This window comes from Flavihumibacter cheonanensis, assembly GCF_022352215.1.
Taxonomy (GTDB): domain Bacteria; phylum Bacteroidota; class Bacteroidia; order Chitinophagales; family Chitinophagaceae; genus Flavihumibacter; species Flavihumibacter cheonanensis.
Genome location: NZ_JAKRWF010000004.1, coordinates 538,445 through 550,267, shown reverse-complemented (window position 1 = coordinate 550,267; position 11,823 = coordinate 538,445). Strand labels below are relative to the sequence as shown.

Annotated in this window: 11 protein-coding genes and 1 tRNA gene; 3 read left to right on the top strand and 9 right to left on the bottom strand. The window is 44.0% G+C overall.

Annotated features, from left to right (window positions below):
* Nucleotides 1-164: 164 nt before the first annotated feature.
* The 7 genes from MD536_RS18830 to tgt form a co-directional block, all read right to left on the bottom strand.
* Entirely contained in the window at nt 165-971 is an 807-nt protein-coding gene (locus MD536_RS18830) for a hypothetical protein (RefSeq protein WP_239602950.1), read from the bottom strand.
* A gap of 25 nt (nt 972-996) precedes the next feature.
* A complete protein-coding gene (locus MD536_RS18825; protein WP_239602948.1) occupies nt 997-1,827 on the bottom strand; it encodes a phospholipase D-like domain-containing protein in 831 nt (276 codons plus the stop codon).
* Nucleotides 1,828-1,977: 150 nt separating this feature from the next.
* Nucleotides 1,978-2,054, bottom strand: a tRNA-Ala gene (locus MD536_RS18820).
* A 143-nt stretch (nt 2,055-2,197) separates the two neighbouring features.
* Nucleotides 2,198-2,725, bottom strand: a complete 528-nt coding sequence (locus tag MD536_RS18815; RefSeq protein WP_239602946.1) for a YceI family protein — start codon at nt 2,723-2,725, stop codon at nt 2,198-2,200.
* A gap of 192 nt (nt 2,726-2,917) precedes the next feature.
* Nucleotides 2,918-4,243, bottom strand: coding sequence for a citrate (Si)-synthase, eukaryotic (locus MD536_RS18810; RefSeq protein WP_239602944.1), 1,326 nt, complete (start codon nt 4,241-4,243; stop codon nt 2,918-2,920).
* Nucleotides 4,244-4,345: 102 nt separating this feature from the next.
* Nucleotides 4,346-5,437: an LptF/LptG family permease gene (locus tag MD536_RS18805; RefSeq protein ID WP_239602942.1), complete on the bottom strand. Its 1,092-nt coding sequence runs from the start codon at nt 5,435-5,437 to the stop codon at nt 4,346-4,348.
* Nucleotides 5,438-5,486: 49 nt separating this feature from the next.
* Nucleotides 5,487-6,626: a tRNA guanosine(34) transglycosylase Tgt gene (gene tgt, locus MD536_RS18800; protein WP_239602941.1), complete on the bottom strand. Its 1,140-nt coding sequence runs from the start codon at nt 6,624-6,626 to the stop codon at nt 5,487-5,489.
* A gap of 69 nt (nt 6,627-6,695) precedes the next feature.
* Between tgt and MD536_RS18795 the strand changes: the two genes are divergently transcribed.
* The 3 genes from MD536_RS18795 to MD536_RS18785 are packed head-to-tail and all read left to right on the top strand — an operon-like array spanning nt 6,696 to nt 9,157.
* Entirely contained in the window at nt 6,696-7,829 is a 1,134-nt protein-coding gene (locus MD536_RS18795; protein ID WP_239602939.1) for a glycosyltransferase, read from the top strand.
* Nucleotides 7,799-8,449 carry a 16S rRNA (guanine(527)-N(7))-methyltransferase RsmG gene (rsmG, locus tag MD536_RS18790; RefSeq protein WP_239602937.1) on the top strand — a complete coding sequence of 217 codons (651 nt, stop codon included), beginning with the start codon at nt 7,799-7,801 and terminating at the stop codon, nt 8,447-8,449. Before MD536_RS18795 ends, rsmG begins: the two co-directional genes overlap by 31 nt.
* Before the next feature lie 57 nt (nt 8,450-8,506).
* Nucleotides 8,507-9,157 carry a response regulator gene (locus MD536_RS18785; RefSeq protein WP_239602935.1) on the top strand — a complete coding sequence of 217 codons (651 nt, stop codon included), beginning with the start codon at nt 8,507-8,509 and terminating at the stop codon, nt 9,155-9,157.
* A gap of 199 nt (nt 9,158-9,356) precedes the next feature.
* Here MD536_RS18785 and MD536_RS18780 read toward each other — a convergent pair whose 3' ends face one another.
* Together MD536_RS18780 and MD536_RS18775 are read right to left on the bottom strand one after the other, a co-directional pair.
* A complete protein-coding gene (locus tag MD536_RS18780; RefSeq protein WP_239602933.1) occupies nt 9,357-11,291 on the bottom strand; it encodes a M1 family metallopeptidase in 1,935 nt (644 codons plus the stop codon).
* A 73-nt stretch (nt 11,292-11,364) separates the two neighbouring features.
* A complete protein-coding gene (locus MD536_RS18775) occupies nt 11,365-11,814 on the bottom strand; it encodes a PepSY-like domain-containing protein (protein ID WP_239602931.1) in 450 nt (149 codons plus the stop codon).
* Between the last annotated feature and the right edge of the window lie 9 nt (nt 11,815-11,823).

The following is an 11,823-nucleotide window of genomic DNA, read 5'->3' as shown; positions in this document are numbered from 1 at the left end:
TCCCGGTTAGTGGACCAGCAACACCCGGGAGGAGTTACCCTTAGCAATGCAGCAGAGGGCTCCTGTAAATTATAGCTTTCTACACCTATACCGAATCGTTTGATAAAATCGAATTAAAATAAAGCAAAATAGGAGGTATATCCACTGGCGGGGGTATAAAAGATCTAGTATTGACTTATATAGTAAAACACATTTTGTTTTTCAAAGGCTGTCAATTTTACTCCCAAGTCTGTTTGCATCATACTATCCAAAAACAGTTCAAAGCGGGAATCTCCTGTTTTGATTACATTTTCAACTTCATCCTGATAAATCATTTTAAATCCTGGATACATATGGAAATAAGATTTATAAATATAATCTCCCGCTCTATTTTTCAATTTAGGATCCTGGTATTCGTGATCCATACAAAAACGTTCCTGCCGTCCACCAATATTCTCTTCTACGCTTAACAACTTGTTTGTTTGAGTAGAATAATAATAGCAGATACTATCTGATTCCGACAACCGCTCAACAACCACATGATTAAGATCCTCGTAAATTATAGAACCTGAACGATTCAAAGAATGAATAGCATGTACTACCTTATCACCAAGGAAAAATGAAATTCCGGAAGCACAATTATTGGATTCAGTTAACACACATTTTTGCACTGGAAGTATTCCGATTCCAGAAATCAGGATTGCATTTTTCGCATTTTTATCAAGCGCATAGGTTTGTAGCGAAAAGATAAAAATCGTCCATGAGAGAAAGAAGTATAACCAGCCTGATTTAATGCTTCTCATATAGGCAGCACAAAGTATAGGAAGTAGTGCTAATCCAAATACTAAAAGATAGTGATGCCTGATGAGGATCACATTTTCTGTGGCACTGTGTCCGGATAATAAAAATTTTACAAAATCCTCGCTCATCAAACTCAATGAGGCGATTAACGCCGGAAGCAGGATCAGAGTAAACTTCAGAAATTTTGGCATAGGCAATTCAATATTAGAAAAGGTATTAACATGCCATCTGCTTTAATTGCTCAATACCGGAAATAAATTTCACAATCGCATCAACAATTTCCAGCGCTTCACCAGGATGGAGATCGTTAACATTCCAACTTTTGATCCCACTCATTGTACCCCAAACCATATCATAGCAACCTTGTTTGCCTTTTACAATTTCAATCTCCATTTTTGAGCTTTGAAATAATCCTATATTTCTAACCGTAAAATCAAACTCCCTGCTACTTAATATTCCTGCTACTTTGAGATCATTGGTCCTACCATTTGCGATAAATACTTCATACTTGTTAGAGGTATTTATCACAAAATTCCCTTCATATTCATTAATATAAGTCTTCTTACCAAAAGCTTTAGTTAAAGCATCATTCATATGATTTCTCCAATCAAACTGGGTGGATTCAGTATGAAAGCTTTGACCAATCCTTTTTTTTATATATCTCGAATAATAAGCAATTAGATCGTCGTATTCTTTTTGATTTTCCGTTTTATATGCAATGTCAAGTGACTTTGCATCTGAGCTGTAATGGAGATTCATTGAAGACACAATACCTTGTTTTTCATTTAGATAAAGTTTCGAATGTAGATTAGGAATTAGTATTGGCTCAAATCCAATTTGGACTACTTCCGCGATGCTTTCCTTTTCGCCTTCCCGAACAAAGATTTCGACTTCAATATTTCTTTTTTTAATTGTTTCAAACCGCTGTAAAAGTTTATGCCATTTACTGATTTTGATATACGGACTTACGATGATGATTTTTTCATCTGCTTCTTCAATTAAAGTCATTATTTCACCTGAAATCTGACTTGGCTTTATTAATTGCATAAACTATAAAATGAATGGATTCCCTAACGTTTCCCTTTAAACGACCAGGGATAATTTTTATTGAGGAAGCTGATTAGAAGGAATGAAACGGGAAGAAGGGATGACGGGAGTTAAGGGAAATAAAAAAGCCCTGATAAACAGGGCTTTTTTTGGTGGAGAATACCGGAGTCGAACCGGTGACCTCTTGCATGCCATGCAAGCGCTCTAGCCAGCTGAGCTAATTCCCCTCGTGATAAGAACTTCCCTTTGCGGGATTGCAAATATAGAGTGCCCGCTCACATTCAGCAAAAAAATCTGGTAGGCCAAGAGCAAATAAAAAACCGACCCGGAAACATATCCGGATCGGTAAACTATGAATGGAGCCTTAACCTTATTTCTGCTTGATCAGCTCAACGTTTACAGCCAGTTTCACATCATCAGACACTACTACTCCACCTGCTTCGGTTACAGCACTCCAGGTGAGACCGAATTCCTGGCGGTTGATTTTGCCAGTCAGTTCAAATCCGGCTACGGTATTGCCATAAAAGTCATTCTGAATACCACCAAACTCAGCTTTCAGGGTTACCGGTTTGGTCGTTCCGCGGATAGTCAGATCACCAGTCAGTTCATAATCTGAACCTGAAATATGTTTCAGCGAGGTAGATTTGAAAGTCAGTTCGGGATGACCTGCAGCATCAAAAAAATCGGCGGATTTCAGGTGTCCATCACGCTGTTCATTACCTGTTGAAATACTGTCAATCTTAGCTGAAAAGCTTACCTGCGCATCGCTGAAATCATCTTTTTCAGCTTCTACAGTAGCATCAAATTCATTAAACTTTCCAGATACAGTGGAAATTACCAGGTGTTTCACCTTAAAGGTGATCTCAGAGTGACTCGCGTCAATTTTCCAGGTTGCCATGCTATTAATTTGTTTAGTTGTTTACGAATAAGAATTAATTAGATTACAAAATTAATGTTACAACATCAATCTACCAAACAAAAAATCCGGATTACTCCGGATTTTACAAATAGTTAGGAATTGAGAATTAGGAATTATGAATTAGTGTACAGATCCCCAATTCATAATTCCTAATTCTTAATTCTTAATTGTCTAATCCCCCCAAACCTGGTCCTCTCCCTTCAGCCATCTCTTCACCAGTTCCGTGGTAATCGACTTCGGACGCTCCAGCGGGAAACTTAACAGGCGATCCCAGATCAGGCTGGCCATCACTCCCAATGCCCGGCTTACGCCAAACATCACGGTGTAGAATTCATATTCTTTCAGTCCATAGTGCACCAGCAGGGCTCCGGAATGTGCATCCACATTGGGCCAGGGGTTTTTCACCTTACCCAGGGATTGCAGAATGGGAGGTACTGTTTCGTAAATATTCCAAACTGTCTGGCACAGGGGATCATCCGGCATGTGTTTTTTACCAAATTCCATCTGGGCTTCAAAACGCGGATCTGTTTTACGCAACACAGCATGACCATAACCAGGAACTACTTTGCCGGAGGAAAGGGTATCCTGTACATATTGTGCAATCTGCTCTTTTGTTGGGTTGTCTGTGCCCAGGGACTCCTGCATCTCAAAGATCCACTTGATCACTTCCTGGTTTGCCAGTCCGTGTAAGGGTCCTGCCAATCCATTCATACCTGCTGCAAAACTCAGGTAAGGATCACTCAGGGCAGATCCTACCAGGTGCGTGGTATGAGCAGATACGTTACCGCCTTCATGATCGGCATGGATGGTCATGTAAAGGCGCATCAATTCTTTAAAGCCCTCATCTTCATAACCCAGCATATGGGCGAAATTACCCGACCAGTCGAGCAGGCCATTCGGCTGAATATGATCATTGTTCTTATACTTACGGCGATACACATACGCAGCAATGCGGGGCAACCTGGCAACCAGATCCATCGCATCGTCAAACGTATGTTCCCAGTAATCTTTTTTGTTCATGCCCTTCGCATATTCCTTGGCGAAGTTACTTTCTGTTTGAAGGGCCATCACGCCCACCACAAACATGGTCATGGGGTGAGTGCTAAGCGGAAGTGCATCAATCGTATTAAATACATGGGTAGGAACATGCGACCGGCGCTGCCATTTGGCGGTCATCTCATTTACATCCTCATCAGATGGCAATTCATTAAAGAGCATCAGGTAGAACAGTCCTTCCGGCAGGGGCTCACTACCACCTTTTGCTTTGGGCAGTTTGGCCTGCAACTCAGGAATGGAATATCCTCTGAAACGAATACCTTCCTGTGAATCGAGTAAAGAGGTCTCAGTTACGAGTCCGGTTATACCCCGCATACCCTGGTAAACCTGTGATAAGCTTACTTCTCCGATTACTTTATTTCCGTGTTCTTTCAGCAAGGATTTGACCTCAGCTGCTGCCGTGTCTCCCTTTTCTTTCAGTTTTTCTTTATAGCTTCCCATGAAGAAGATTTTAACCAATAAAATTAGCTATTGTCGATGGTACAACAAACAAATATTCAACAGTGTTGCGTTAGAATCCCATTAAAAAGCGGTAAATAACAATTACTTAGGAGCTTTCTTATAAAGATAGAAGGCCACCAACATAAAGATCAGGTTGGGGAGCCAGGCAGCCAGGATGGGATGAAAATTCCCCTTTGTAGAAAACACTGTCGAGAATTTATCCATGATCACAAAAGTGGCAGCAGAAACAATTCCAAAAGCCAGTTGAAGACCAGATCCTCCCCTGGTTTTACGGGCCGCAACAAATACTCCCATCAGGGTAAGGATGATTACGGAAACAGGAGTTGCGAGTCGCCGCCAGAACTCCACCCGGTAAGTATTCAATCCTTCCGTACCTCTTATTTGCTCGCGCCGTATGAACTCATACAATTCAAAGGAATTGAGTTTGTCTTTGAGGTATTCATCCCGCCTTAATTCATCCGGCCGCATATTCAGATCCACTTCCATATACGGATGTTTCTGAACGGTTTCTTTGAGGCCATCGATCTTGCGTTCAAACACATTTTCCGCCCGCCATTTTTTGGTGGCTGTATCCCAACGAACATAATCCGACCTGATATTATAAATGACCTCATTGCCTTTGATTCTTTCCAGGAAAAAATTACTGGCAGATTTATTCAGGGTGTCATAATATTTCATGCCCACGAACGTCACAGAATCAGAACGGAAATAGAAATCGCGGCTCCCGCCAATGCCCGCAGAATAGGTACTGTTCTTATCGATATAGGTCAGCTTGAACCGGCTGTAGATTTCATTCGCTCTTGGGATCACCATTGCATTGGCCCAGAGCATGATACCAGCCAATAAAAAGGCGCCCATCAAATAAGGCCGAAGGAATCTGCTGTAGGGAATTCCGGTTGCCAGGATCGCCACGGTCTCAGAACGTGCGGCCATTTTGGAAGTAAAGAAGATCACCGCGATGAATACAATCAGGGGAAAGATCATCGAGATAATAAAGGGTACAAATCCAAAATAATACTGGGTTACAATGCCCATGAAAGGCAACCCGGATTTCACAAAATCATCGGTCTTTTCACTGGTATCAATCACCACTGCAATAACTGTAATGGTGAGGATGGCGAACAGGAAAGTCACCATGAATTTTTTAAATATATACCAGTCGAGGATCTTCATGCCATGCCGATAAAAGCGCTCAAATCTAGTTGAAAATTGGTTAAGGCTTTCACAACCTGGTTTTGAGTACCGGGATCATCTCCTTCTTCCAGCTGTTGAAATCACCGGCCAGGATATGTGCCCTTGCCTGCTTCACCAGCCAGAGATAAAACGTAAGATTGTGCACACTGGCGATGGTCAGTGCCAGGATTTCCTTCGCCTTCACCAGGTGGCGCATATAGGCTTTGGTATAATACTCACTGAAAGGAGAACCGATGCCATCATCGAGGGGACTGAAATCTTTCTCCCATTTTTTATTATCGATATTGATCACGCCCTTGCTGGTGAACAACATGGCATTGCGGCCATTGCGGGTGGGCATCACGCAATCAAACATATCGATGCCCAGGGAAATATTCTCCAGGATATTCCAGGGAGTACCCACGCCCATCAGGTAGCGGGGCTTATCAGCAGGTAAAAATTCACAACAATGGGCCGCATGTTCGTACATCATTTCTTCCGGCTCCCCTACCGACAAACCACCAATCGCATTGCCTACAGCCCCTTTGGATGCCACATATTCACAGGAAGCCTGGCGCAGGTCTTTATACGTGCTACCCTGCACAATCGGGAACAGGTTCTGCGTGTGACCATATTTATCAGGAGTTTCCGAAAGGCGTTTAAAACATCGGTCCAGCCAGCGGTGCGTCAGATCCATGGATTTTTTCGCATAGGCATAGTCGCTGGGGTAAGGGGGACATTCATCAAATGCCATAATAATATCGGCCCCGATTACGCGCTGGATATCCATCACCGACTCTGGCGTAAACAGGTGCCGGCTACCATCAATATGGCTCTGAAAGAGGGCGCCTTCTTCAGTCAGCTTACGGTTACCAGCAAGTGAAAACACCTGGTAACCACCACTATCTGTAAGGATGGGGCGATCCCAACCCATAAATTTGTGCAATCCTCCTGCTGCTTCCAGCACTTCCAACCCAGGCCGCAGGTACAGGTGATAGGTATTACCCAGGATGATCTGGGCATTGACATCTTCTTTTAACTGCTGCTGACTCACCGCCTTCACGCTGCCCACGGTACCAACAGGCATGAATATGGGCGTTTCGATCCTGCCATGGTCGGTTGTAAGGGTGCCTGCGCGGGCTTTTGAAGCCGCATCTTTTCCACAGAGCTCAAATGATAGTGCTGCCATAAGGGGAGCAAAGGTAATTAATCTTAATTTCGCCGCCGGCATCATCACCCAGACCAACCGTGGACGTTTATGGATTTTCAGCAACTCAATCTTGATTGGGGTTTGATCAGCCTTGTGCTGTTCAGCCTGGTAAGTTTTATTCAACTCCTTTATTACTGGGGTATTTTCAGTCGCCTTGCCTTTTTCAAACCCAAAGAAAAAGACCATTCCCAAACCCATCCGGTATCGGTGATCATCTGCGCGCGCGATGAAGCCGGCAACCTGGCCCGCAACCTGCCCGGCGTGTTGTTTCAGCAATACCCTTCGAGCCATGAACTGATTGTGGTAAATCATAACAGCCAGGATGATACACGCTATTTGCTGGAAGAATTCAAGAAAACCTTTAAAGGATTGCAGATCGTGAACCTGGAACATGAAGCCAAGGGCATACCAGGAAAAAAATATCCACTCTCTATTGGGATCAAAGAAGCAGATCATGAGATCCTGTTGCTTACAGATGCAGATTGTGTACCTGCTTCCGAGCACTGGTTGTATAAAATGCAGAATGCCTATAAACCGGGCATTGAAGTGGTGTTGGGATATGGAGCCTATACCAAAAAGCCTGGCCTCTTGAATAAACTGATCCGTTTTGAAACCTATCATACCGCACTACAGTATTTATCATATGCGCTGGCTGGGGTACCCTATATGGGTGTGGGCAGAAATCTTTCTTATAAGCGGGAATTGTTTATTAACAACAAAGGCTTCTCTTCCATTAATCATTTGCCTGGCGGCGATGACGACCTGTTCATTAATAAAGTAGCACATAAAGGCAATACTACCGTAGTGCTGGACCCGGAAGCTTTTACGTTGTCGGAGGCTAAGAAATCCTTTGGCGACTGGTTCCGGCAAAAAGAAAGACATTATTCAACCGGGAAGTATTATAAAGGCAAGATCAAGTTTTTGCTGGGGACTTATTCGCTGAGTTTGTTCCTTTATTATCCTCTGTTTATAGTAGCGATGTTATTGGCCGACTGGAGAATTGTGCTGGGCATTTTTGGTTTGCGTTTTATTTCGCAGGCAATCATTCAATATAAAACCATGCAGAAGCTGGGAGAGAAAGATCTCTTTGGCTGGTGGTGGTTACTGGATATCTGGATGTTCCTGTATTATTGCATCTTTGCACCAGCAATATGGAAAAAGCCTCGTCAAAACTGGACCTGATAACTGAATTCTTTGCGGATTTCACCCCACGCCAACTGGAACAACTGGCTGCGCTGGATGAACTGTATCGCGATTGGAACAGCAAGATCAATGTGATTTCAAGAAAGGATATTGATCATCTGTATGAGAATCATGTGCTGCATTCCCTGGCAATTGCTGCGGCATTTGAATTTCCTGCAGGTGCCAAAATATTGGATATTGGCACTGGTGGTGGTTTTCCAGGCATTCCTCTCGCGATCTATTTTCCGGAAGTGGAATTTCTGCTGGCGGATAGCATCAATAAAAAACTCACCGTGGTGAAAGAAGTGGCTGCAGCAATAGGCCTTATGAATGTAACCACCCGCCATACACGCGTAGAAGACATCAAGGATCGCAAATTTGATTATGTTGTTTCCAGGGCAGTAGCCCCTTTAAAAGACTTATGGCAATGGGCCAGGCCGGTGCTGAATAAACGTCCGTCTGAGGGAAATTTCCCGGCAAGCGGGCTGATCTGTTTGAAGGGCGGAGACCTGGGACAGGAGATATCTGAATCACGTTTGCGGCCCCGGGTGATGGAAATCTATGAACTGTTTCCGCTTGACTACTACCGGGAAAAATACCTTTTGTACGTTCACAAATAAATTGTACTACCACAAAGTAGTATTGAATACCCGCGAAATTTCCTAGACCTTTGTACGATGGCAATTACTGTTTGTATTGTGGATGATACCAATGACATCCGGCATGCATTGGAAGAGATTGTGCGGCTATCTGACGAGTATGAATTGTTAGGCAGTTTTGCAAGCGGGGAATCCGCAATGGAAAAAATTCCCATCCTGAAACCCAATGTGGTATTGATGGATATCAACCTGGGAGGAATCAGTGGCATTGAGTGTGTTCGACGGCTCAAGCCTTCCAATCCTGACGTACTCTTTATGATGTGCACAGTGTATGAGGAAGATGAAAAAATCTTCGAAGCCCTTAGTGCAGGTGCCAATGGGTATATTCTGAAGAAGACCTCTCCTATCAAATTACTGGAATCCATCCGCGAACTCAGTGAAGGCGGTGCACCTATGAGTAGCCAGATTGCCCGGAAAGTGGTAACTGCTTTTCAAAACCGGGGACCGGTGCAGGAGAGCCTGGTTGGAGGAAATGATGCCAAACTCGGCGTACTATCAAACAGAGAGAAAGAAATCCTCGAATTGCTGGCAAAAGGCCTGCTGTATAAAGAAATTTCCGCACAACTCTTTATCAGTCAGGAGACTGTGCGTAAACACGTGTATCATATTTACGAAAAACTGCATGTTAACAACCGGGTGGAAGCAGTCAATAAGTTCTTCGGAAGGTAGTCAAAATACCCACTTTGTGGTATAGGACAGGAATTAGGTTAGTCTATTTTTGTTGCTCGAGAAGGGATGCCTCAAATAACGTTAATCATTAGCCTTACCTTACCTCCTCAACCACTCGAAACACCTTATGCTGTCCACAATAATTAAAGCCGTCGCAGTGCAACGGCTTTAATATAGGGACTTTTCTTTTTTGGTGTAATTACCAATTCAATTCCAGTTTATTATCTCTCGGATTTACATCCGCCATACGTCCGGATGGATCGATTTCAACGGATTTTATATCCTGCAGTTTTCTGTTGGTGCTGATCTGGAAAGTAGGATGTGTCCATTTCCAGGCATCGTATACTTTGCGGGTGATGGAAGGATCTTCCACCGGTTTGCTGCCAAACATCAGGTACATGGGTACATAATGTAATTCTTTGGTGCCATCGCGGAATGTAATCACCACATCAATTGGCATAGGCATTTTACCGGTTCTCTTCAGTCGGATATTCGTAGAACCTGACTGCTCAAACAAACTGTCGATACCATAGTCGATGGTTTTGGTAGTATTCACCCAGTATTCCTGGTACCAGTCGAGTTCAATACCGGATCTCTTTTCTGCCACCCGGATGAAATCATGCACATTGGGATGTTTGAATTTCCACTGGTTGTAATAATCCAATAGGATCTGATCGCGCACTTGTGCGCCAACAATATAACCCAGTTGCTCCAAGAATACTTCTCCTTTGGAATAAGAGGCAATACTATATGCAAAATTGGTTTCGAAATGATCTGAATGGGTAGTCATGGGTTCTTCGAGACCGCTTCTAACGAGCGCAAAATAGCTTTGATAAGAACCTGCATGCGGATTCTCTTTCATGGCGGGATCCACGATAGAACGCTTGGGACCAGTGCTCACTCCTGCTGATGTAATAGCGGCTTTCTCTTTATCCAGCGTTTGATAATATTCCGTAACCAGGCTTTCCCCAAAGGAAGTGAAACCCTCATCCATCCAGGCATATTTGCTTTCATTGGTGCCGAGAATCATCTGGTACCAGCTATGCATCCATTCGTGGAAAGCAGTACCAAGACTGGGGCCGGCCAGGAGCGTAGACATGGGATATTCCATACCACCATCACCACCATGGATAAACGAATATTGCTTATAAGGATACTTACCGAATTTGCTTTCAATGAATGGCAATACCGCTACAGCAGCATCCGCCACTTTGGTCCAGGCCGCATCATTTGCTGCATCATTCGGTTTGTCATTATATAATACGTGAATCGTTGGACCATTTGGAACCTGGCGAACTACATGTTTGAATTCTGGATCTGCTGCCCACATAAAATCGTGCACATTGGGAGCAGTGAAATGCCAGGTGAGCTTGGGTGTATTTGGCACCACAGGTTTGGTACCCGGAGCCTCGTATCCAAATCCGATTGCCTGTGCATTTTGCAGGTAACCGGTACCACCAATCATATAGTTACGATCGATGCTGATCTTCACATCAAAATCACCCCAAACGCCATAGAATTCGCGGGCGATATAGGGATTCGGATGCCAGCCTTCATAATCGTATTCCGCCAGTTTGGGATACCATTGTGCCATGGAATACCGAACACCGGTGTTGGGGTTGTCTCTGCCAGCTCGACGAACCTGCAGGGGAACCTGGGCTTCGAAGTCCATATTCAACACCACTTTGGTTTTGGGCAGAATAGGTTTGGTGAGTGTCACTTCCAGGATGGTTTCCTGCTCTTTGAAGGGCTGATCCACACCATTCATTTTGAGAGATTTCACCCGCTGGTATCCTATTTCATCCGGCTTCAGGTTGGCAATTCGATCGCGTACCCGGGGATCCCAGTCGGCGCGATTGCCAATTTTGTTTTTACCCAGTTCCTGGCTTCTCACATCCATCATACTGTTTGGCTGAAAAGCATTCCAGTAAAGATGGTAGTAAATCTTTTTTAGGGTGTCGGGGGAATTGTTGGTGTAGGTCAAAACCTGCTTGCCAGTGAAGCGATTGGTCTTGACATCCATATCGATCGTCATTTTGTAGTCGACCTCCTGCTGCCAGCGACTAGGCTGGGCCGTTAGAGAGGAGTTGACTACCACTAAACAGATAAGTAACCAGGACAAATGTTTTTTCATATGCGCGTGTTGATAAGCTGAAACGGTAAATTTCAGAAAAAATGCCAAGACTTAAGCGGGAGCTTTGGAAATCTTAGAGAGTGAGTTTATCGCGTACCAGTCGTCCTTCTTTGGAGAAGGTCAGGTCGCGTTTATTCAAATCTGATTTACTCACCAGCAGGCGGTACTCGGTTTTATCGCTGGGCTGGATGAGCTCAAAGTAGCCAACAATTTCCCAGTCGGCGTATTTGCTCTTGTCAAGTCCCTCCATTACTTCCTCCGGCAGATCCTCCTGGGTGATTTCTTTTTGGGAGCCGGTCCAGGTGCCATCGTTTTTAAAGTAGGCTTCGTATTTATCGCCACCTAATTGGAAGTAAACAACAAAATGGGAGAGTTTATCTTTCCATTCCACACTTTCCGCGTTCCGGTATTTGTATTTAAACGCATCCGTAACTACGGCAGGAATTTTACGGATCTGGGCATTTAAGGGCTGAGTGATCGCAATTCCGGTCAGAACAAGTAATCCAAACAGTACAGATCTCATATTGACGTT